A 23,546-nucleotide genomic window follows, 5' to 3' on the forward strand; every position below is an offset into this window, starting at 1 on the left:
CAATTCAGGTGGCCTTTGAAAGGCTACAATTTTTCCTCTTTTCGAGGAAAAATTGCATATAAATTAAATCCTATTTTGTTTCGTTATTATGCTTACACGTGAAGAGATCCTCGTTATCTATGAAGCTGGTCCTGAAGCTGTAATTTCTGTAATCCAGAGACTTGAAACTATCATAGAAGAACAAGCTATTCGAATTGCTGAACTAGAAGAACGTGTAAGGATTTTAGAATCTCGCTTAAATCAAAATAGCAGAAACAGCAGTAAACCTCCTTCTACTGACTTTTTAGTCAAAGAAAAACCTAATCCCAAGAGTCTCCGGAAAAAGAGTGGGAAGAAACCTGGAGGTCAAGAAGGTCATCCAGGCACAACTCTTGATATGGTTAATGATCCTGATTAGGTAATTGAACATTCTTTGACCTGCTGCAAAGAATGTGGACATACTCTTGAGGATGTTGAAGTTGAAGCTTATGAGAGAAGACAAATTTTTGATATTCCTCCTGTAAATCTAATTGTTACGGAACATCGAAGTCAGATTAAGACCTGTACTCACTGTGGAAAATCAAATAAAGCTTCTTTTCCAGAATCTGTGAAATATCCCGTCCAGTATGGTCCTAATATTTTAGCTTCAGCAATTTACTGTAAAAACTACCAGTTTATTCCCTATAAAAGGATTTTAGAGTTTTTTGATGACGTTATGGGGATAAAAATCTGTTCTGCTACGATAATCAGAGCAGAAAAAGAATGCTTCCGGAATTTAGAGGAGTTTGAAAATATGAGTAAGGAGAAGTTAATAACTTCTCCTGTTATCCATTGTGATGAAACTGGGATGAAAATTGAAGGAAAAAGGCATTGGCTTCATGTAGCTTCTAATGACAAATACACCTGTTATTTTGCTCACTCAAAAAGAGGATCAAAAGCAATTAATGCCATGGGAATTCTTCCAGAGTTTAAAGGAATAGCAGTTCATGACGGATGGAAACCCTATAACAGTTATGAATGTGATCATGCTCTTTGCAACGCTCATCTCCAGAGAGAACTTACTGGAATTGAGGAGAACTATAAACAGCAATGGGCTAAAGAGATGAATGAACTGTTAACAGAAATGAAAAAGTATACTGATGAATGCAAAGAGCAAGTCAAAGATCTGGATTTTGAACAAATTAAAGCGTTGGAAGAGAGGTTCAATGCTATCGTCATGAAAGGGATTGAAGAAAATCCACCTTCTCTAAACCCTGAAAAACATGGAAAACGTGGTAAAAATCCAAAAACAAAAGCAAGGAACCTACTTGACAGGTTTATAGAAAACAAAGAACAGATCCTGAGATTCCTCAATGATTTGAGAGTTCCATTTGAAAATAACCAGGCAGAAAGAGACATAAGGATGATGAAATTACAGCAGAAAATATCAGGAACTTTCAGAACTATACAAGGAGCGGAAGCTTTCTGCAGAATTAGAGCTTATATTTCGACCATTAAAAAGAACGATTTACCTGTTATAGAAGGTATTCTCGCGGCGCTCAGCGGAGCACCGCTAACTATACCCTGAGTAGTTACAAATTCTCTTTTTTACTGGCAGAGCACAGTTGCTGCAACAAGCAGTTTACCCTTTTTATCTCATAACTCCCCAAACTCTTCAGAATTCACAAAACAAAGCCTCTTCCTGCCCAGACAATACATATCAAATAAGCCGAATCCTCTCAATAAGTCCCACAGCAAGCTATTATAACGCCGTAAAAAAGTAGAGATTCAGCTATTACATCAACAAGTTATACTAAGAACCTATCCGAAAAGTAGAATAATCGCAACACAAGCTAATGTGCTGTAAAAACAAAACGAAAAGTCGGACACAACTGCAAGAATGTGATAAGAAAAAATAAGGATTATGCTTCTGTGCTCATTTCTGCATAACAATGTTCAGAGCAGTAGGACTTTTCGGATAGTCTCTAAATCGAAAACGATATATCCACCAGCTACTTCTTCCGTGATGATGAATGCATAGCCAGACAAACAGCTGAAGGCATTGAGTGGTACCTTTTCGACCACCTTGGCAGCACTTCCTGATGGTTGATGAGAATGTTCTTGAGGTTGAATGCACTGAGTACTTCTCATACGGCCAAGTCAGGTATGTAGTCTGGAGAAATACGGTTTCACAGCTCAGGAAAATAATGCTAAAACCTGCCTGATGTACTACAGTGGCTGATGTACTACGGTGCAAGGTATTTCGCCTGAGTACAGGATTTTTGTTCAGCTGGATACACTGCTTACTGATCCGTATAATCCGCAGGCATTAAACAGGTATGCTATGCGCTGAATAATACAGTAAAAGCAGTAGACGATCAACCACCCCTACCTGCCAGCCTGTGGCTGTCGAGAAAGGAGTATCCTGCTTATGAGGATGAATTTGGATGCCATTAACAATGCTAAATGGTTAAATTATCGATATAAACATCGAGCAGACAAACGCATACTATGAAAAAAATAATGTAAAAAGGACTTCATCTTCTCATACGGCATGCAAGGTTATGGCTTGCCCTGGGCTGGACAATTCTATATAATTGCTTTTTTTGCCTGGAAGATGAACGGCGGGAGATAAGGATGTGAGCGCAGAACTTGCCGCGCTTTCCTTTCCAGTCCCGCGTCTGTCCCTGAAACCCTCAGCCTTGAAGACCTCCGGAAAAACCCGCTTGTCTGCCATTTAGCCGGGATAAGTAGAAACTTAAAGATTCATGCCATATCCTGGCTTTAATCGTTTTATTCCATTTTATCACCGTTAACTATTTTTTATATTCTGCGTATTCTTAGTATTATGACCCTTCCAGAAGTTTGTCCACTTGATGAAAACCAGACATGCAAAGGGCGGGATTGCCACCTTTTCTGCCTGGAATGGAGAACAAGGGAACCTACCTGCCTTATAGGCTACAATACAACAAGTAAAGTCAGGTCCGGCAAGGACGGCCGTAAAAAAGACACTTATGCAGAAGACACCTTTCGCAAGCTAGAGGGGCAGCCCGTGCACAGATGGAAAAATGTCTCTGAAAAAGGAGACTGGACACCTACCAGACCGGCAGAAAGGCCTCACGAAAGACGTTTAGAAAGACCTCCTGAAAGACATTTAGAAAGACCCTCAGACAGGCCTGTTGAGAAAAAAGAAGAGAAACCTTCTCATGCTGTGGAAAGAGACCCCCAGAAATATTTCTTCGGATGCCGCGAAGCAGCCATGGATACAAAACCTGAAAGAAGCCCTGAAGAAGATTTAGAAAAAAAGCCGCACGGGAGACAGGCTTCCAGCGAAGCTGAGAGAGCTTCCATTAGACTGGAAGCCAGGCTGAAAAAAGAGCCTGTCGAAGAAGACTCGATTATATATGCAAAGCCGCAACTAAAGACTCAGGAAAAACCAAAAGTCCAGGAAAAAATAATTTCCAGAGATAAGCATGCAACAATCTTTGCATCCTGTGACGGAGAAGAAAAGAAAAATATTTATCCTTCCGGCAGGGAAGAAAAACCAAGAAAAACTACTGAAAACGGGGAAAAGCGAAAAAAGTTTGACGAAGTAATGGAAATAGATCTTCCAGATAATTACGAAGAGGAGTTCTGGAGTTAAAAAATTTCCAATCCTGAAAAATAAATAATCAGGTTGCTCAAAATTAATTTGTGAAGGTAAAATTAATTTAGGGTTAACCTCAAGTTAACTTAGGGTTAACAGAGCCAGCTAAAGTTAATAAAACCACTAAAGTTGACTGAATAATTAGAAATTAACTTAGAATTAACTTAGAATTAACTTAAAATTAACCTAGAATTAACTTAAAATTAACTTAAAATTAACTTAGAATTAACCTAGAATTAACCTAGAATTAACCTAGAATTAACCTAGAATTAACCTAGAATTGATTTAGAGAAAACTAGCATTACCCGGAATTGTTCAAAATTACTCAAATTAACCTGGAATTGATCGAATTAACTTAGAATAGAACAACAGGTCGGAGTTTTGAAAAAAAAACCGTTTAGAGCCCAAAAAAGAAGAAAATGTTTTTTTCATTTTCTGAGTTTCCAACAGGCCTGCAGGACCTGCTTGATGAAACCTTTCCTGGCTCGTGGATTGATTCCGGGCATTATGCTTCTAAGATTTTGCTTCTTAAAGCAGGGTATGTGAGTTATAATTAGAGATTTATATAGAAGAAGATGAATAAAAATGTGTAATAAATAAAGCTCCTGCATATTGGAAACGTTAAGTTTTCGTTCGTGTTATTCAATTTTATTTTCTATGTTAAAGCAAGAATAGGGATGCAATGATTAAGGATGGACCGCCAGACATACCAGAAGATGTACAGTTCACTGCATAACTTTGGAGACGTTTTCCGCCTCTCAGAGGAATACACCAGACCTGCAGGCATGATTGCTACCATTCTTAACCAGAAGATCGTGAAAATGACCAGGTTCAAGCACAGGAAGGTTTATTCCAGAGAAAAGGAACTCTTTTTGAGGTGGAAGCAGGGGCGATCTATTCTTGAACTTGCGGAGTATACACTTTTTCCTCCGACACTCATGGCTTCACTGATCCTCAAGAACTGTGAACTGTCCCGAAAAAGCATAAACTGGCTGTTCAAGCACCTCGATTGCATCGAAAGCCGCCGCCTGAGAAAAGAGGTTAGAAAAGCCCTTGACGCGGACTATTTCTTTTCGCCACGTGCCCATGAGATGCAGTGCAAAAAAGGCGAAATGGGAGAAGAGATTATCCGCAAATGGCTGGATGACAGGAGCATTTCTTACTGCACTGAAGCTGAAATTAGGGCCCAGGGAGACGGCAAGACTCCGGATTTTGTCCTTTCAGACCCGATCCCCATAGAGGACCATATGGTCAGGTGGATTGAGAGCAAAGCTCTCTTCGGGGACGATTTTGAGCACAAACATTACGCAAAGAAACAATTCAGGGAATATGCCGATATTTTCGGAGAAGGCATGGTAGTCTACTGGTATGGTTACCTGGAAGACCTCCCGTCCGAAGGTGAGGGCTATCTGATAAAAGACCACAGCTTTTTTGGAGAATATAAAGAGCAGACTGATGAATTGTTCAACTATCTGGTATACTGGTGAGTTGCCCCGCCCGAGTTGTGCTACCCGAGTTGCGCCACCCGAGTTGCGCTTCGGGATCACAGGAAATCGAAGATTTTCTGGGAGTTGCACTGCCAGTGCAACAGCCCGCGGTCCTTTTGGCTTCGCTCAAGAGGACTAATTTATGGCTTATAGCAGTGAACTTTCCTCAAGAAAACTGAATTAAGCTATCTCTACTCTTTGTAACGTCATTTACTATACCAAACGGTTTTTATCACGCTCGACTCAGTAGAGCGGTCTTTTAGACAAAAAAGAGAAAGGCCAGCAAGATGCGAAAAATTAAAGCAGAAATAAATCGATAAGTAAAAGCAGCTAAAAACTCCAAGGAGTCAAAAGTATTTAACGGTACAAATAACAGAGTAAAATAATGTATTAAAAGTACTCCTTTCAAGTTCCTTTTTTATTTTTGTTATCTTATGTTTTTTCAAATTTTTCCCGACCTGTATCTCTATTTCTTTTCGCTTTTTAACTTCGAGATTATAAATACAATTATCTTGGTATATCATACATGATTCATTTTTGCTTCATCCAATACTGTTTTTATTAGATATATCGTAAAGAGCGTCAAGACCATATTGTATTAACACGAAAATATAATTATCCAATATATAACTGGAATACGGGGGGCAAATATGCTTAAGATAGGATGTAAAATTGGACCTGAACAGTTTCCACCTTTAGAGATGCTGGAACAGGTGATCGCAGCCGAGAAAAATGGGTTTGAAAGTATAGATGTTAGTGACCATTTCCATCCCTGGAGCGAGGAGGGACAGGCATGTTTTACCTGGAGCTGGCTTGGAGCCGCAGCTGCAAGGACAGAGACCATTGAACTGGGTCCGGGGGTCACATGCCCAATTTTGCGCTATAATCCGGCTATCATTGCGCAGGCAGCGGCAACTGTCTCTTCTCTGGCTGGAGGCAGAACCTATCTAGGAGTAGGGACCGGGGAAGCGCTCAATGAATACCCGGTGACCTACGAATGGCCGACTTTTAGAGAGCGCCAGGCAATGATGATTGAAGCCATACAACTTATCCGCAGCCTCTGGACCGGAGAAAAGATAGATTTCGAAGGGTGCTATTACCGCATGAAGCAGGCTAAACTGTATACCCTGCCCAAAAATGAGATTCCCATATACATTTCGTCCCTTGTTCCGGAAAGCGCCTACCTTGCCGGATATTACGGGGACGGGCTTATGACCGTAGGAGGAGCTCTGGAGATGCCGGAATATGAACGGATGCTTTCGGAGGTCAGAAGAGGGGCCACTGATGCCGGCAAAGACTTTGAAAAGATGCCAAAAGCTGTAGAACTTTTTGTAGATTATACCGGCGATCTCGAGAAAGCGGTTGAGAACTTCAAAAAATACTGGGCAGGAGCTTTAATACCCGCCCTTTTCCTGAATAAAATCTATACTCCTGCCATGTCTGCACAGAACGGCAAAGTAGTTGGTAAGGATATTATTCAGAAATCAGTCCTCATATCAGATGACCCGGAAAAGCACATAGAATTTGCAAAACAGTATATTGATGCAGGTTTTACACATCTATACTTTCACTCGGCAGCGCAGGACCAGATAGCTTTTATCGAGGGTTATGGAAAAGACGTTTTACCTGCTTTAAAGAAAATGGGATAAATATTCCCGTTAAACTTTATTTTTTTCTGTTATTTAATTTTAATTCATTGGTCATCGGTTAAGAACTTATTCCCGTCTCCCAATAGTGTTTTCTATTTCACCTTTTTCATTAAAACCATTTTTCTCTGAACCTTTCTCTATTTACATGTGGATCCAATGCTTGACTTTCATATACACTCATTATCGTTTCAAAAGTTCTTTGAATTCCACATCTATTCAGAATTACTGTCAACAAATCTGATGCATTCTCTGCAAATATTGTGCTCCAACGTAACTGTGTATATTGAGCCATTTTTTCAGGATGAGCAGTATTGTTCTTTACAAGAGAATAAATCCTTCTGCTAACGATTAATGTTAACATTGCTGTCCAGATTAGAGCTTCAATTACCTGTTCATTCTTTGTTTCAAGAACGTCAAGAGCGTATTTGCTTTTTAACTCCTTGAAAAGTAGTTCTATGTCCCACCTTGCTCCATATAATTTTGCAATGTCTTTTGCATTCAAAACATCTTTCTGAATATTTGTGATATATATGTGATGCTTTTCGTCCTCATCATTATATACCGCAACAAGACGTACTTTCATCTCATCCTGTTTTTGTTTGCATTTATATGCTCTTCTTTTGAATGCTATTTTTACAACTGCATCAAGATCTTTTCCAGAAAGTTGTTTAATACACTCACTAACAGGTTTTCCAGCGAACTCTTTGCTTTTTGTCTTAGAAAGTCCTTCTTCAACAGAAACAAGAACAGGATCCATATTCTTCCTTATTCTTGAAACAAAATATCCTCCGTTTTCCTCAACTCTTGCAAACATTTGAGTTTTGTAAAAACCAAGATCAACAAGAAGAATACGGTCTTTGATCCAGGGACCGATTTTCAATGTTTTGATCTCAGCTGTTTTCTCAGAGTACAGAGCAACGGTTTTGGGTCCGTTAGCAACTGCACTTACCATAACTCCCACTTTTACCCCAGCAGCTACTGTTCTTGCTCTTGCTGCCGGAAACTTATCGGCTAAGGAAGAGTGAAGACGAACAATTGTGCTGTCCTGAATGAGAACATCCTGGAAGTTTTCGAGTTTTTTGCTAAGTTTTCTACCAGGTTCTTTTGCAAGCTCTTCTATGCCGTGAATTACACACTGATGAAGAAACTCAACAAGTTCAGGAGTGAATCGATAGTACCAGCTGCTATCGCTTAGGGTCTTATTTGATTCTTTTTCATAGTCTCTTTTCAAACTGGCAAGTGTACGCTGTAAGCGTACACCAAAACCAAGAGTTAAAACCCAAAAAATGATGACAGGGTCAATTTTACGCTCACGTACTATTAGATCAGTTTCTTTAGCAGTCTGCCTTAACCATTCTTCGGGAAACATTTCCCGAAGAGAGTCTTCAAGAGTAGGTGGGGGACGAGGAGACATAGATGCACTAATATTTAGATTATTAATATAAAAACACATACAAGAGTAACTATCTAACGCTTAACCGATGACGCATGAATTTTAATTTTAATTTTACTTTACTTTTAATTTGCTTTCTACTATTTTCTTTATCTTGCAGGACTTTTCTTTACCGTGCGGGAAAGTTTTTTTTAAAGCCTTGTAATTGAAGACATATTGGTAAGAGGGTCTTTTTCTACCTGGAAAACATGGTCTGCAGAATCGATAAGAGAGTCATCGTGAGAAACCACTATGATCTGACCGACTCCAATGCTTCGCATCATATCTATGAGTTTCAAAAGCTGCCTGATATGCCCGCGGTCCAGAAAAACTGTGGGTTCATCAAGGATCATTGGAGGAAGCCCTTCTGCCCTGTCTCCGCCAAAACCAAGTGCGAGGAGCCTGTAAATTGCACAGCGCAGGACAAGGTTGAAGATTGCACGCTCGCCTCCGCTCAGGAGTTTGGGCTCGAGAGGGGTGCCGTCTTTTCTGTAAACAGTCAGGTTGTATTCCGGATCAAGCTCGATATGTGAATAAGCGTTGTTTGTATACATGAAGCCGAACATCTCATTTAAGAGGACGGAAAGGGCACCTATGTTCCTTGCCCGCATATCAGCCCGGACGCGCAGATAAGTATTTTCAAGCTCTTCGGCATTTCCGTACACGGCTTCAAGATACAGCCGTTTGTTTTCAAGAGCCCTCAGCTCTTCTTTGAGTTCTCTGAGGCGCTTTAAGCTGTTTTCAGTCATGCCGATTTCTTTAAGTAAAGCATCTTTTTCGACAGTGATATCCCGGATATTCTCTGCAATTTTTACCTGAGCCTGTTCAAACTGAGAGCGCTTCTGCTGGAGTTCTGCAAGCCTGTTTCCTTCCAGTTTACCTTCCAGCTGCTTTATCCTCTCACTGCGTTCAAGGATATCGCGGTCAAAGAAACCTACCTTTTCTGCCAGATTTCGTATCGCAGTCTCAAGCTCGGAGATTTTATGTCTGGTATTTTCCATGAGAAGCAGGTTAGCCTGAAGTTTTTTTGCCTGCCCGAGAAGCCTTTCACTTTCGACATGAGTTTTTTTTGCCTCATTTTCTTTTTTCCGCACGGCCTCGAGACCAAGTTCGAGAGCTTCAAGTTTTTCTGTTGACAAAGTTTCCTTTTCTGCAAACACTTTTAATTTTTGATTGAGCTCTCCAAGCCTTTGCCCGTAATTTTCGATCAGAGCAAGGGAAGTCCGGATTCTTCCGTTCAGGACTTCGATTTCAGAGACATTTTCGGCAAGCTTTCTTTCAAAAGCTTTTGCCTCATGGAGAGCCTTTTCACTTCCACTGTGAGCGTTTTGAGCCGCCCTTTCCTGGTCCTGCAGGGCTTTAGTGTCCGAAAGAAGCTGACTAAGTGAGGCTTCAATTTCCTGTTTCCGTCTATTAAGGCTCTCAAGCTTCAGGGAGTCCTCCTCTATCCGGGCTCTATGGGTCTCTATCAGTTTCCCGGAAGCTTTTGCCTTCTCCGTGAGCTTTTCAATTTCAATGTCATAATCCGAAATCTGCTTTTCCAGCTTCTTTGCATCCTTGAGTCGAGTGAGTTTTTTCTCAAGTTCAGCATGTTGAAGCTTTATTTCCGCAAGTTCCGAAGTAAGCTTTCTTTTTTTCTCTTCGCATTCTTCTGCCGTGCACGCGATTTCTGACCCTTTAAGTTCCTGCCCGCAGGTAGGGCATTTCCCTTCGGCAAGCAATTCCCTGTTTTTCCGGAGGCTGTTTTCAATTTCCCTTAAAGTAGCCTCAAGCTCTTTTTCCCGCCCATGCAACCTGTTTTTGTTTTCCAGCAGAATCTCGCTGAAATCTTCCAGATTATCGAGCTGGCCTTCGGTAAAGCCAAGCCCTTTCAGTCCGGAGAAAACCTTGGACTTTTGCTCCCGGATATCCAGTACTGATTTTGAGTTGTCTCTGAGTTCATTTTCAAGAATCTCGATTTCTGTACTTCCTTTCCGGAATGCAGCCCTGCAGTTTTGCAGTTCCTTTTCAAGCTCAAGCAGATTTGAGTCTCCGGTTTCTTTTTCCTGAAGGGAGAGACCAAGCTTTGCCGAAATCTCGTTTTTCCGGTCCCTGAGAAAACTTTCTTTTTCTTCAAGCCCTTTTATAACCGAAGCGATTTCATCAGTAGCCCCAGGATCTTCACTTAAGCCTGTTTTAAAGCCCGCTTTTTCTTTCAGTCCTTTATTTTCCTCTTCGAGCTTCCTTATATTTTCCCTGTACCCTTCAATTTCCTTATTTGCAGCTCCGATACTGGCCCTGCACTCAAGCAGAGTATGCTCAGCTTCAACCCTCTCTTTTTCAAGCTCGCTTAAAGCATGTACGCTGGTTTCTTCTTCTTTCAGGAGAAGGGCAAGTTCTTTTGATGCAGAGTTTACCTTTTCCCTTGAAAAGGACTCCTCTTTTTCCTGGCGCAAAAGCAGAGGTTCAATTTCGAGGTTTCCAAAACAGCACTCATCTCTCAAGCCGGTGTTTTCTTCCCCGAGTTCAAGCAAAACACGCCTGTGACCCTGGGCTTCCCCTGAAAAGATTTCCTTTTCCTTAAAACAGCCTGCCTTATCTTCCTGAGACTTAAAGATAGCCTGTTTCAAAGCCTCAATTTCCTGCAGGCGTTCCCTGTAGTCTGCAATTCTGAGGTCGAGTTCTCCTTTACGAGCAGCTGCAAATTCTTTTTTGTCATTAAGACTATCCAAGGCAACGTCAGCGTCTTTTACCTTTTGCCTGAGCCTGTTAAGTGAGGCAAAGGGTTCAGTGCTTTCAATTCCTTCGATTTCGGCTTTCACGCCCGAAAGGCTGTTTTTTGCATCCCTCTCAAGCCTTCGGACAGCCGTCTTCGCATAGCCTGCTCTTTCGCGGTACTCCTCAAGCTTTCCGAGCTGCAGCAGATCATCAATCATGCGCTGCCTGTCCTTTGGCTTCGCATTGATAAGAACATCAATTTCCCCCTGCCGGATATACGCGCAGTTCCTGTACGCCTCTTCATCCATGTTCAGGAGGGCACAGACCTCTTCATAGGTGCGGGTTGCCTGGTCAACAATATTCTCCCCGTCCGCATAGAGCACGCACCTTGAACTTGAAGCATTTTCACTTTTCGCAGAGTACCTGAAAGCCTGTTCAAGGAGATACTCCTTCCCGAGATGTTCAAAGCCCAGGTTGATTTTTGCACTCTCAGCCCCTTTGAAAATCATATCCGCAAGTACAAAGTCCTTTGAAAGGATCTTGCTCCCGAAAAGCCCCATGAAGCAGGCTTCGAGCAGGCTTGATTTCCCGCTCCCGTTTACCCCGGAAATAACTGTCACTCCATCTTCAAAAGCAAAGTCCAGCTTTTTGTAGCTCCGGATATTTTCTATGTACAGATTTTTCAGCTTCAAAGGTAATCACCAAGGTTATACTGTCTGGGCACAGCAGGCTTTTCTTTTCCTTTTTTCTGGCTCTGCTTTACCGGTTTTACGATTCTATCCGGAACCTGTGATGGTTTTTCGCTTGGGGGTATTTCATCCAAAGACTTTTCATCCACAGGTTCTTCATCCGGAAGCTTTTCGATTTTGTCCCTTCCGTCTTTTTCGGGACTGATTTCTATTCCGAACCCGGATAGCTTCCCAGCCTCTATCTCTATTTTATTTCCGGCGTCTGTCCCGAACTCGGTTCTTTCTTCTTTATCTTCTCCAGGAGTTTCTCCAGGAATTTCTGTAAGGGTTCCGGGAGTCTCCTCCAGAGTTTCAGATGAAGAGGGTTCTTCATCCTGGAAACTGACCAAGGGACTAATAGTAACTCCAGAATCAACTCCTGGACCAGGAACAACTTCGGGAATTTCGGTTTCTGCATATGCCTCTGCGGATCCAGCATTTTCATATAACCCGACAGTTTCAGAGGATTCGGTACTTTCGTATGTTACGGGTACATGAGGAGATTCAAGGTTTTCAATAAAAGATTCAGGGATTTTAGCGGGAGTTTCATGAACCTTAGCAGAAATTTCAGAAATTTCGTCAGAGTCTTCAAAACTATTATTGAGAGATTCAGAGCTTTCAATTCTTGCAAAAGCCCTCAAGATCTCAGATTTTCCGGCAATTGTCACAAAGTCAGCCCTTCCTGCAAGTTCGAGATTTTCAACCTGTCCAGCAACACTTTCAGGTTTGAATTCGTCAGGCTCCCCAATCTCGATGGGACCGGAAGGGCTGGCAGAGTTGTCAGGACTGACAGTAAAGGTAGGAACAATAGGAACGATAGGAACAATAGGACTGACAGGGATCTCTATCCTGAAATCCGGGTCTTTGAAATCCAGTGCTTCAATCAATCCCGAGAGCCGGTTCTCTGTTTCTTCGTCCACCCTTGACCTTGACACGTCCGGGCTCCGGATAATCTCATCGACTATCAGCCCGCCGTCGTTCAAACTCATCCTGCGGATCTCTTCGGCAACTGCATGGTCGGGGTCAGAAAATGCAACTTTAATAACTTCCTCGGAGAGGAGTCCCTCTTTTACCCTGAGGTCGTTAACCTTTGCCACGAGGGCTCCTTTGTTTAACAGGTATTCTTCGATCTCGCTGAATGAGAGGACTGGACCTGAATCTCCTGAAATATCCAGGAACACCACAGATCCCGGAAGCTCTTCGAGGTGCTCGTTTACGGTAGAAAAGATCAGTTCGTAAGGCTTTTCTTCCCCGTCAAGTTTTGCCGTAATGAACAGGAAATTTCGGGTAGGGATAGTCCTTCTGCTTATTTCCAGCCCTTCTCCGGAAAGAGTGATAATATTGTAAGAACGGGGCTCGCTTTCAGATGCACTATTACGCTCTGTGCTGCCCGAGTATGTAGCCCAGGTCTCCCCTACCTTTATCTTTTCATATTTGTGGTAGTCCCCGAGGAGGATTGCATCAATCTTAAAAGGCATGTTTTCAACCACGTCAGCACAGTCCCAGTCAGGATACGGAGAAGGCGGCATTATTTGATGCATTACAAGCAGTTTCCTGCAGTTTTCCGGCAGGGATTCCGGAACTTCAAACCCTGAATAATCGTAAAGAGGAATCTTTGACTTAGGGACGCTGTCAATCCCGTAAATTGCCGTGCCTCCTCCCCCTACCAGCTGCGGTGTTTTCCCGAGCCTTGCCGCAAGCCCCATTTCCTCAAAGAGGTCCAGCCACTGGATATTTTGCTTGCTCTCGTGGTTCCCGACAATTCCAAAAAAAGGTATGTTTGCAGCCTTCAACCGGGACAGGATGTTCATTGTCTCAAGGAGGTCTTCAAGGGTCGGGTTCCTTGAATCAAAAAGGTCCCCCGCATGCACGACAGCATCAACCTGCATGTCAACCGCATCCTGAATGACTACCTCAAAAGCCTTAAAAAAATCCTGCCTCCGTACCTCGCTGTGGTACTGCCGGTATCCCAGGTGCGTGTCTGCTGTGTGGAGTATCCTTGTTTCCTGAACCATGAATATCAGTCTCTGGTTTTAACGCTATAAGGATTTGTATATTAGTATTTAACTCATTTCCACAGACTCGTGGCTAAGAGTTCATGTTAATCCAGCGAAGCCTGAACATTATTCTTAATCATTTCGACTAACGCGTTGGAGTGGTTACTCATGATTTAAATCTACTCTTTTTATAAAAGATCACAAATTCAAATAAAAAGGCATATATGTCAGAAAGAATATAAATTACGATTATAATTTGTCACCTTTTTAACAGAATACAGAAAATTAGGCACACTGCCGTATGAGGCAGTGTGCTTAATTTAGCATGAAAGTACATGAGGATATCTTCCTCACATGCTCTCTTCATCCTCTTTTCGCGTTATTGCAAATATTTCACTAATTATTTTTATTCGTTCATCAACTGAGAATATCTCGGTCTCAACAATCTTTCTCTTTTGAATTTCCCTTTTTTTATATCCAATTTCATCTTCGTACATCTCATCATTCGTAATAAGATGCCATATTATCGTTGCAATTTTCCTTGCCAAGGCAATAATTGCCTTTGCATGTCCAATTGACTTCTTTTTCCTGTTAAAAAACTCTTTTAACTTACTGTTATTCTTTCTTGCCGCTGCTTGAGCAATCTGCGTCAGAATCCATCTTGCTCTCTTTGATCCTCTCTTTGTGATTCTTCCGTTGTGGTATTTATCTGCAGATTGATACACATTAGGAACCAGACCAAGCCAAGAAGCAAGCTTATCTCCAGAAGAAAAATCCTTGAAATTGCCTATTTCAGCAAGTAGAATTGCCGCACCAAGTTCTCCTATACCTGGAACTGACATTAAAATCTCCATTTCTCGCTTATGATTTCTATAAGCATAATTGAAAATTTCTTTTTCTAAAGCTTCGATCTCATCATCAAGACTTTTTATGAGTTTTAGACAGATCTGAAGTCTGAATGCAGCACTTTGAGAGATTTCTCGCTCAAGAATTTCTCTGATTTGATCACTTTTTTTACGAACATTTGGAGAAAGACTTGCGATAATCTGGTCAACAGTCTTACCTGAAGAGATTCCTGATAAGATCATTCTGCCATTCTTGCCGAAAATGTCTGTCAGCACATTCTTCAGGTTTAACATTTCAGATGCAAGAATTGAGTGAGCTTTATTTTTTAGATCTGTTCTTTTTTGTACAAGTGTTAACCGAAGTCGAACATATGATCTAAAATCTCTATGATCCTTTGGAAAAACTCTTGATGGCTGAATCATATTATTAAGTGCAAGTTGTGCAATGACTTCTGAATCAATCTTATCTGTTTTTTTATGTGTAAATACCTTCATATCTCGCGCATTTCCAACTATCACCGGTAGATGCTTTATCAAAGAATCATGGACAGGAACCCAAAAGTCACTTGTTGATTCACATGCAACAACATTACATTTTTCTGATATTACCCAATTTTTAAGGGCTAAAATTCCCTCATCATCTCTGTCGAAACGCTGCTGTTGTTTTTCACCAGATCTACTGAGAATTGTAGCAATGAAAAAGAGTTTGTGAATGTCTAAACCACAAGCTTTGTTTATGACTTCAATCATCAAATAATATCACCCAATTTATTTGGGCAGTGGAATTGCCTCAAAGGCCAATTTAGCATCCGTGATCAAAGTCACACTTGAGCCTTCGATGGCAATTCACTGATTAGTTTTCTGACGGTTTTGAAAAACCAAAATTAGGACAACCTTACTGCCCAAAGTAATAAGGAATTCAATAGCCAAAAAAGTGGGGTAAAGTACTTTCATTTAGTTGTGCATGTTATTCAAAGAATATCATGTGCGTTTTCTGTAAAATTTACTCTCTACCCCTTACTCTTCTTTTTTGATTACTGTTCCATTACTATATACTTGTTTCCTGTGATCCAGTCTTCATTTATATCAATTAGTATTGAGACTACCAGTCTCAATACTGAGTCTTGGTTAGGAAATGCTCCAACTACCTTGCTTCTTCTTTTGAGTTCCTTGTTGGTCCTCTCCATCATATTTGTTGTCCTTATTTTTTTCCAGTGTTTTTCTGGAAACTGCATATAGTTCATTACATCATACTGAAAACTTTCAAGGGTATCAGCTGCGCCTTCATACCCCATACTATCCAGTTCCATAATCAGGTCATTCAACTTCTGACGGTCTACTAATGCTTCTTTTATCTTCTCAGCCACTTCTTTCTGCTTCTTTTTTGGCACTTTCTTGAGAACTTGTCTTGCCAGATGTACATGGCACATCTGCCAACTTGATCCAATAAAGGATTCTCTTACTGCTTTCTGTATTCCTTTATGGCCATCAGAAATAATTAACTTGACACCTCTTAACCCTCTTTTTTTCAGATCATCGAATAGATCTTCCCAGAACATAGAGGCTTCACTGTCTGCTAATCTTGTTCCAAGAATTTCACGGTAACCGTCATCCCTGATCCCAGCAACTACAAAGAGAGCTTTGTTTTCGTAATGAAGCCCATCTCTTACCTTGAAATAAGTCGCATCGATAAGCAAGTAAGGGATTTCATGTTCTATTGGCTTTGAGAGAAATTCTTCAACCTTCTCATCCAGTTCTTTTGTAATCCTGGAAACAGAAGAGGCTGAAATTTCTCCTACTCCTAATGCAGTCATGACCTTTTTCACCCTTCGGGTGGAAACTCCTTGAAGGTAAGATTCAGCTACAGCGGTTAAGATGGCCTTTTCAACTCTTGAATATTTCTCAAAAACCTGAGTTTCAAAGGGAAACTCACGGAATTGAGGCTTTAATAATTCGAGTTTCCCATGCTTGGTCAGGAGAGTTCGGGGTTTGTAGCCATTTCTACTAGCTTTACGTGAATCTGTCCTCTCATAACGTTGTGCACCAGCTTGGAGGAGGGCTTCCTCCTCCATTACAAGGTTTAAAAACCAGGTAATTAGCTGGCGAATTCCATCTTCCTGATCGACAAGATAATCTTTTATGAGTGGGAATAAATTAACCATTGACTCTGCATCCTCTTTTTTTTGTGGTGAAAGGAAAAGGATACAGAGTCAATCATATTTTACAGAACTTTCGGTACACTGCCGTATGAATAGTCCTCCTGCTGATTTCCAGCCCTTCCCCGGAAAGAGTGATGATACTGTAGGAACGGGCCTCGATTTCGGACGCACTGTTGCGTTCGGTACTGCCCGAGTATGTAACCCAGGTTTCGCCTACTTTTATTTTTTCGTACTTGTGGTAGTCCCCGAGGAGAATTGCATCAACCTTGAACTAACGGCTGAAACCGATGTTCTTTGAGAAATCAGAGAAAAATAATCAACCATACCGGAAAAAATAGAAGAAAAATCATCTACTTTTTAATAGTATTAATCAAAAAATATCACAAACTCTGAAAAATGAGCATGCACTGAAGAATCACCAAGTTGAAAACGTATCAACGTTAGATATCATCATTTTAATGGTGTCAAAATGAGAATTGTAACCTGGAATTGTAATATGGCATTCAGGAAAAAGTATGAGAAAATTCTTCCATACAATCCAGATTTACTGATTGTTCCGGAATGCGAACATCCGGACAAATTTACTGATGACTTTTATTCGAATGTTTTGTGGATAGGGGATAATAAAAACAAAGGCTTAGGGGTTTTCAGTTTCAACGACATAGAAATTTCTTTACATGAATCCTATTGTGAAGAATATAGATATGTTCTCCCGATTAAAATGACCAATCCAAAAGCTACAAACCTTATCGCAATATGGCCACAGAATAATAAAGAAGATCCTAAAAGAAGGTATATAGGAGAGGTTTGGAAATCGTTGAATTATTATAAAGATATGCTCAAATTTGCAGTAATTATTGCAGGAGACTTCAACTGGAGCGTTATCTGGGACAGAAAACCTGACTATCCTCTTTACGGAACACTCATCAATGTAATTCACTTTTTAAAACAACTTGAGATACATAGCGCGTACCATAAATCTGCAAATATAAGTTTTGGTCATGAGAAAGAACCAACCTTATACTTCAGGAAAAACAGAAAAACTCCTTATCATATTGATTATATATTTGCATCAACGGACATCATAAATTGCACTAAAGAATTTTCTATTGGTAAATATGAGGACTGGATCGCTTTAAGTGATCACATGCCATTAATGGCAGAATTCGAGTAAACTCCCTGGCTTTTTCAAGTACAACCTCAAAAAATAAGAATCTGACTGGCACATCCAGACACTCTCTGAACCAAAAAGACTTTTATTCTCCGAAACTCAAATAAGAGACAAACTCGGACTTACACAGTTGAACTAAAAAATAACAGGATGAATGCGTAAGCCTAAAGCTATTGAATTATCGAATTTTATTGAAGGGGTTTTTTTAAATGAAAAAGATGACAGAACAACATCTTATCAATGCATTTGGTGGGGAAAGCCAGGCACATATGAGATATTTGCACTTTGGAAATCAGGCAGAGAAAGAGAAATTCACCAACGTAGCCCGCCTGTTCCGCGCAATCTCTCATGCCGAATACGTACATGCAGGCGACCATTACAAAGCATTGAAACACCTCAATGGGGGATTTGTCGCAAACAGCATGGCTGCTTTTGGTCCAGGGGACACAATTAAAAACCTTCAACTGGCAATTGACGGCGAGACATTTGAAATTGAAGAAATGTACCCCGTATACATAGAAGTAGCAAAATTCCAGGGAGAAAAGATCGCGCAGAGAAGTTTTGAATGGTCATATGCTACTGAAAAACTGCATAAACAGCTTTTTGAAAAAGCATTCGAGTCGGTTAATGCAGGAAAAGATGTTGAACTCGGCCCTGTCCAGATCTGCGAGGTATGCGGATATACTCTAGAAGGAGAGGCACCCGATAGATGTCCAGTATGTGGTGCAGTAAAAGAGAAGTTTACTGCGTTTAGATAATTTCTAAAAGGCGAGCTTATCTTATAACTCAAAACTTACTTTTTTGAATTTCGTATTTTTAGAATATATAGGATAAGCCCAAAAATAAGTGTCCAAGCAGGATTTTCACCTGCGGAAAAGGGCAAAAGCCAATGCAAGAACCGAAAGCACACCGACAAGTGTAAAGGCTGGCGCGGATGCAGATGTGGACGGAGGCTCGGTTTCTGAAGCTGGCTGCTCTTCAGAAGTGGGAATTTTGCCTTCGTAGTATTCATTAGAAATAGTACAGTAGGCGACTGTGAAACCGCTATTCAGAACTGGCTCAGAATTTCCTTTTTCTAGAAGAGAATAACGGAAGTTGATAGGAACCGAACCACCTGCCCATTCATCAGTTGGTTTAATAGTCCATTCAAAAATGTGAGATTCATTTGGTTTTAAATTAACACTAGAATATCTATTCATTTGGGAAGGGCCTTCAACAACTTCAAAATCACCACTTCCGATCTCTGATATTTGCCCAGATACTTTATACTCTTGATAGACTGTAACATTTACTTTTACGTTAAAAGGCTCTCCAACCTTTAATGTAGGTGTTGCAACCGTTTCTCCTGGCAAAAATTGATCGTTAAAGTATACGTCAATTTTTCCATGTTCACTTAGTGCAGCGGCACTATTTTGAAAAAATAGAAGACTAATAATAATTCCAAAAGCTATAGATCTTATTCTCATAATAATTCTCCTTACTTTACGTTAGGTTTTCGTATCCAACTGATTGCTCAAAGGTTCCACCGTCTTTATCCCCTACCCCCTTTGGACCAGGACCAACAACTGTGACAGCATATCCTGAAAATTTGAAATTAATCGGAGCATTGGTCCCTAATTTCAGACTATATCCTTGTTCATCAGTTTTTATAGGATCGTAGATTTCGGAATATTTTCTAACATATTTTTGACCTTTATGCCCGAAATAGGGTTTAGGAATCACCTCATTATCATTATCGACAACAGTAAAAGCCTCATATTCTCCTTTCACCTCGTACGTCCACACATTTACCGTAAAAATCCAATGCGGAGGTAATACAGGTAACCCGCAGGGAACAGCTGCCATCGTCCTATCCAGCCTTTTTGTGACCTTATCTGCCACCTCCCCCGAATACCTATCAACGGTCTCGTCTGCCAGGTTTTTCAGCTCACCGTCAATATTCCCAAAAAGAATATCAAGAGCCTCACCCTTACTTGCTGTGACTGCACAGATGCCGTTTGCAACACCCATTCTAACATCCGTATCTACCCTGTTCAGAGTTGCTTCAAGTTCATCAGATCCAACCGAAGGGTTTGAATTCCGGATTTCTGTTTTTACAATAGATGCAAGTTCGGTTGCGAGCTGGTCTGTAGTAGATTTTTCAATTAATTCTTCATCGGAGAGGCTGTTAAGATAACCAGTTGTGACTGCACGGACACGGTCTTTTTTGATCCAGCCGGAAATAACAGGGTTTGAGCTTACTTCGGCAGCTACTTCTTCAGTAATCTGAAGCCTCATTTCCCGTGCATAGACCAGTTTCAGGTTGTGGACTTCCGTATTAAGGCGGGCTGTGTCTAAAGAAACTCCCTGTTCGCTGAGGTTCTGCTCCAGCAGGTTAACTTCTGTGTTCAGGGTGGAAATGCTCTGGCTGATCTGCCTGGAGGTTTTGGTCTTTACGTATTCGCCACTTGAGGATATGGCGTCTGCAATTTCTTCAGAAATATTGGTTGTGAAAATGCAGGTGTTCCGGACACCGAGTGGGTAGATTGTTTTCCCTCCCATAGAGTCAGCCCATTCGTATTCCCCTCTGAGATCGAAGTCCGGGTCGTGATAGAGGTAGTTCGGCTTCTGGTCAACTATGAGGGTCAGGTTTTCAGTCCAGTTGTATTTGCTTTCGGGCTGGCCTGTTACTGTCATTGTGGAGATAATGCCCATATCCTTTCCAAGAGCAGAGGCAGCCCTATCTATTGCAGGGTTGTCGAAAAGGGTCATGGGACCTGAGGTCACACTATCAAACGCGCCGGTACTGAGGCCTTTTTTCTCAAGGGCTTTGAGGATGTAAGAGTTCAGGTTGGTATCCAGTTTTTTGTTTTTTTGTTCGATGTCTTTAAGCAGCCTGTTGTAGGCTTCGTTTCTTGCAATGTATCGGGCAGAATCGCTTGAGGTGTACATCTTCCCGGCATGGGTGAGGTGCTGCTTTTTGTTTACATAGGCTTCCCGGCTTGCTTTGAGGTCAAGAACAAGTTTTTCGGCAGTTTTCACCTGAAGGTCTGTAGGGTCCTGGCCAGGGGATTCAAGGAGAGAATAGTTGAAAGTGGGGTTGTCCTTTTCAACAGCATCAAGCATTGCCAGCACTTCTTCGGCCATCACCCTGTGCAGCCAGGGTGGGATATCACAGTTGACAGCACGCTGTGCAAGATACTTCCTGTCAGGGTAAGCCCAGAAAGCGCTTTGGATTGTTCGGAGGTCCACGTAAGCAGTTCTGTATTTATCTGCAGCGTCGGAACAACAGGGGTCAAACCTTTCTGCACCGGCTGCGTACAGGGTTGTTTCCCTGTATTCCCTTTCTACAGGATCGGTATAGGTAGATATGCCCTTGTAGCCGCCTGTCGGAGGACGCTGGTGATAAATTACTGTAAGGTTTTCGGATTCGGTTTCTGTGTGGAAAAGAGATTCGGAATCGGCCTTGCTTATAGTCTCTGAATCAGAGCCGCTGGATGAGGCATAATTTGCTTCTATGGATGTGGTGCCGTCCGCGTGATGGTTGACCGTGTGCCAGACGTATGTGTATGTATAATCATAATTAATTCTCCACGTTGTCCTGATTCTATAATAGATATCATAGCGGACGCCCCAATCAAAAATGTGGTTTTCTCTGCTGAGATAGCCGTCACCTGTTCTGTTTTCGGCAACAAGCAGATCATTAGCTCTGTACTCGTAGTGAGGTTCAACTCTTACGTCAGCTATCTCTACGGACCTCAAGCTGACAGAGGCACCTATAATCTGCCAGCTTTTTAGCTTCCCTCTTGGAGGATCAATTTCAGGATCCAGAGTCTCCGAATAGAAGTTTGTAACAGAGTCACTCCAGGGATAAGAGGGCACACGTGACCCTGCATGCGTACCTGATGCAAGATAATCAGAATCCCAGCTGATAGTGTGCCCACTGTATGAAACCGAATCCCGGTCAAAATCCGCTGTGATTGTTGAAGCCAGAGGGTCAGGGGAATTAAAGCCGTCCCTTAAAATCTGTCCCTGGACAGGAGCAGTGTAGACGCTGTTTGTAACCGTGTGAATAAGGTCAGGATTCTCCTTTGCCCACACATGGTCATTGAAGACCCAGCCGTCAAGGACTCCTTCTGTGTAGTCTGAAGCTGAGACATTTATTTCCGCATACTCGGAAAGCTCGTCGTAGGAAGTGTTTGATCCCAAAAGGGATTTCTCTATACCTTTTTCCACTTCCAGGGAAAAGGATTTGTTCTGCGCAAAGGAAGAATATGTAGTCGTGAGATTCACTCTTTCATCCGTTTCATAATCATAGGGAATCACAGAGACATTCGAAGTGGTTGAGTTCAGCAGGTTCGGGCTGGTCTTTGCACTGCTGGAAGCGCGGACGTCTTCATACAGGACCTTTCCATTATAGTAAGTGGTGTATGTAAGAGCCAGAGGGTCAACCGAGTCAAAGATTTTTTTCTGAGTGTAAAGTATGGCTCCATTGACAGAACTTGCAAGGGCAGGATTTGTCAGGATGTTCAAAGGGCCGTTTGCATAATGTTGCCAGGGGCCGTAAATAAAAGTCCTCAGGTTTGTTGCCCCGAGCACGATATTGGAAGTTGAGTCCAGGCCTGAAGATGTTCCGAGTGCGGTTTCATATTCCCTGACAAGCTCTTCGAGCAGGGGTTCCCTTGAGGTGATAAGGGTGGAGAGGTTCATGCTCATATTGAACGTTTCTCCGGATTCAAGGTCTATAAGGGTATAGTTCAAAACAGGAATTTCAAAAATATAGTAAATCGTATAGCTTTTGCCCGCAGGGGAAATCTCCCGCTGAAGGGTTCCTTCAACTTTTCTTACCTTTATTTGCTCGGGTTCTATATCAGGTTCCACATTAATGGCATATTCCCTGAAGGTATGGCTGTTGCCCTGGTAGTTTGCCGAAAGCAGCCTGTTGAAAGATTCTGCCGTGATATCCTTTATAGGACTTGCTTCAATCTGGAACCAGTCCGAGGCTTTGAGTTCGTCTCCATAGTAGAGTTCAATGGATGCATATCCTGCTTCTGCAATTTCCGGAACTTCCACATGTTCATCAAAGGAAACTCTTTGAAGAAAACCGGTAGCTTTACCATAATTTACACGTTTGAGTTGCTTCCCTGCAGAATCTTTTACGACCAGGACAACGTCCCTGTTTTTCCAGAGTGATTCGATTCTACCCCAGACATCGGAGGGCAGGCTTATGGAGATTTGAAGGGTGTCTCCTTTCTCAAGGTTCTGGTTTTGTGGAACTGCCATAAAATTGTCTTCGGAGAACCTCTCAACAGGAGAGCCTTCGGGCAAAATCACAGGGTGTTCTCCCTGCCACTCCAGGGCTTCCATCCCGGCATAGTTAAGACAGCGGGAAAGATCAGATACGGCGAGATTGATAGCCGTCTGCCTGGGATCGCTTTTCTCAGTAGTATAGATTGTTTCGGCAACTTCGCTGTCCATTTTCAGAAGGTAGACAGAAGTAAAGGTTGCAGCAAGGACAATGAAAATCCCTATTACGGCATAAGGAATATAGGCGCTGGTATCCTGGAAAAACCAGGAACATTTGAAAAAAGAGCGTTTAATAAATTGTTTCCCAGCTATACGCCTCACCCGCAAAATAAATATTGTAAAGAATTGAAGAATTAGAGTAAAAAATATTAGATAGTTTTATACATAAATAGTTTCCTTTATATTGGAAAAGCATATAAATAAAAATAAAAGATAGATAAATAAAAAACAAGTAAAAAGCAAATCAAAAAAATGGAAAAAATAATTTATTT

General features: G+C 41.6%; 12 protein-coding genes and 3 pseudogenes. 7 read left to right on the forward strand and 8 right to left on the reverse strand.

The window, feature by feature from the left end; all coding sequences use genetic code 11:
• Nucleotides 1–88 precede the first annotated feature (88 nt).
• The 5 genes and pseudogenes from tnpC (at nt 89) to ACZ5A8_RS16645 (ending at nt 6,740) form a co-directional block, all read left to right on the forward strand.
• Nucleotides 89–1,546: pseudogene (gene tnpC / locus ACZ5A8_RS16625) on the forward strand (IS66 family transposase).
• Nucleotides 1,547–2,024: 478 nt separating this feature from the next.
• A complete protein-coding gene (locus tag ACZ5A8_RS16630; protein WP_464530406.1) occupies nt 2,025–2,183 on the forward strand; it encodes a hypothetical protein in 159 nt (52 codons plus the stop codon).
• Nucleotides 2,184–2,806: 623 nt separating this feature from the next.
• Nucleotides 2,807–3,601: a hypothetical protein gene (locus ACZ5A8_RS16635; RefSeq protein ID WP_464530407.1), complete on the forward strand. Its 795-nt coding sequence runs from the start codon at nt 2,807–2,809 to the stop codon at nt 3,599–3,601.
• A gap of 695 nt (nt 3,602–4,296) precedes the next feature.
• Entirely contained in the window at nt 4,297–5,091 is a 795-nt protein-coding gene (locus ACZ5A8_RS16640) for a C15orf41 family protein (RefSeq protein WP_464530408.1), read from the forward strand.
• 650 nt (nt 5,092–5,741) lie between these two features.
• Complete coding sequence (locus ACZ5A8_RS16645; RefSeq protein ID WP_464530410.1) at nt 5,742–6,740, forward strand: TIGR03557 family F420-dependent LLM class oxidoreductase; 999 nt, start codon at nt 5,742–5,744, stop codon at nt 6,738–6,740.
• A 109-nt stretch (nt 6,741–6,849) separates the two neighbouring features.
• Here the strand turns inward: ACZ5A8_RS16645 and ACZ5A8_RS16650 are convergent, their stop codons facing one another.
• The 6 genes and pseudogenes from ACZ5A8_RS16650 to ACZ5A8_RS16675 form a co-directional block, all read right to left on the reverse strand.
• Complete coding sequence (locus tag ACZ5A8_RS16650) at nt 6,850–8,154, reverse strand: IS4 family transposase (RefSeq protein WP_464530412.1); 1,305 nt, start codon at nt 8,152–8,154, stop codon at nt 6,850–6,852.
• Nucleotides 8,155–8,324: 170 nt separating this feature from the next.
• Nucleotides 8,325–11,561 (reverse strand): DNA double-strand break repair ATPase Rad50, encoded by a 3,237-nt coding sequence (locus tag ACZ5A8_RS16655; protein ID WP_464530414.1) that lies wholly within the window; start codon nt 11,559–11,561, stop codon nt 8,325–8,327.
• The gene (locus tag ACZ5A8_RS16660) at nt 11,558–13,612 is read right to left on the reverse strand and encodes a metallophosphoesterase (RefSeq protein ID WP_464530416.1); all 2,055 of its coding nucleotides are present in this window, start codon (nt 13,610–13,612) and stop codon (nt 11,558–11,560) included. Before ACZ5A8_RS16660 ends, ACZ5A8_RS16655 begins: the two co-directional genes overlap by 4 nt.
• A 332-nt stretch (nt 13,613–13,944) precedes the next feature.
• Nucleotides 13,945–15,189, reverse strand: coding sequence for an IS110 family RNA-guided transposase (locus ACZ5A8_RS16665; RefSeq protein ID WP_464530417.1), 1,245 nt, complete (start codon nt 15,187–15,189; stop codon nt 13,945–13,947).
• A 284-nt stretch (nt 15,190–15,473) separates the two neighbouring features.
• Nucleotides 15,474–16,653, reverse strand: a pseudogene (locus ACZ5A8_RS16670) (IS256 family transposase).
• Between the two features lie 30 nt (nt 16,654–16,683).
• A pseudogene (locus ACZ5A8_RS16675) lies at nt 16,684–16,869 on the reverse strand (metallophosphoesterase family protein); the annotation flags it as partial.
• Nucleotides 16,870–17,067: 198 nt separating this feature from the next.
• Between ACZ5A8_RS16675 and ACZ5A8_RS16680 the strand changes: the two are divergent.
• On the forward strand, nt 17,068–17,772 hold the full coding sequence (locus tag ACZ5A8_RS16680) for an endonuclease/exonuclease/phosphatase family protein (protein ID WP_464530419.1): 705 nt from the start codon (nt 17,068–17,070) through the stop codon (nt 17,770–17,772).
• 206 nt (nt 17,773–17,978) lie between these two features.
• On the forward strand, nt 17,979–18,527 hold the full coding sequence (locus ACZ5A8_RS16685; protein ID WP_464530421.1) for a rubrerythrin family protein: 549 nt from the start codon (nt 17,979–17,981) through the stop codon (nt 18,525–18,527).
• Nucleotides 18,528–18,632: 105 nt separating this feature from the next.
• On the opposite strand, the gene ACZ5A8_RS16690 is transcribed toward ACZ5A8_RS16685, so the two are convergent.
• Nucleotides 18,633–19,235 carry a sarcinarray family MAST domain-containing protein gene (locus tag ACZ5A8_RS16690; protein ID WP_464530423.1) on the reverse strand — a complete coding sequence of 201 codons (603 nt, stop codon included), beginning with the start codon at nt 19,233–19,235 and terminating at the stop codon, nt 18,633–18,635.
• 16 nt (nt 19,236–19,251) lie between these two features.
• The gene (locus ACZ5A8_RS16695; RefSeq protein ID WP_464530425.1) at nt 19,252–23,376 is read right to left on the reverse strand and encodes a DUF7286 family protein; all 4,125 of its coding nucleotides are present in this window, start codon (nt 23,374–23,376) and stop codon (nt 19,252–19,254) included.
• Nucleotides 23,377–23,546: the final 170 nt, after the last annotated feature.

This window comes from Methanosarcina subterranea, from assembly GCF_055385895.1.

Excerpts from the sequence above, each read along its gene's own strand:
- ACZ5A8_RS16685 (WP_464530421.1), top strand. The coding sequence starts at position 17,979 with ATGAAAAAGATGACAGAACAACATCTTATCAATGCATTTGGTGGGGAA.
- ACZ5A8_RS16690 (WP_464530423.1), bottom strand. The coding sequence starts at position 19,235 with ATGAGAATAAGATCTATAGCTTTTGGAATTATTATTAGTCTTCTATTT.
- ACZ5A8_RS16680 (WP_464530419.1), top strand. The coding sequence starts at position 17,068 with ATGAGAATTGTAACCTGGAATTGTAATATGGCATTCAGGAAAAAGTAT.
- ACZ5A8_RS16665 (WP_464530417.1), bottom strand. The coding sequence starts at position 15,189 with ATGATTGAAGTCATAAACAAAGCTTGTGGTTTAGACATTCACAAACTC.
- ACZ5A8_RS16650 (WP_464530412.1), bottom strand. The coding sequence starts at position 8,154 with ATGTCTCCTCGTCCCCCACCTACTCTTGAAGACTCTCTTCGGGAAATG.
- ACZ5A8_RS16640 (WP_464530408.1), top strand. The coding sequence starts at position 4,297 with ATGGACCGCCAGACATACCAGAAGATGTACAGTTCACTGCATAACTTT.
- ACZ5A8_RS16660 (WP_464530416.1), bottom strand. The coding sequence starts at position 13,612 with ATGGTTCAGGAAACAAGGATACTCCACACAGCAGACACGCACCTGGGA.
- ACZ5A8_RS16635 (WP_464530407.1), top strand. The coding sequence starts at position 2,807 with ATGACCCTTCCAGAAGTTTGTCCACTTGATGAAAACCAGACATGCAAA.
- ACZ5A8_RS16645 (WP_464530410.1), top strand. The coding sequence starts at position 5,742 with ATGCTTAAGATAGGATGTAAAATTGGACCTGAACAGTTTCCACCTTTA.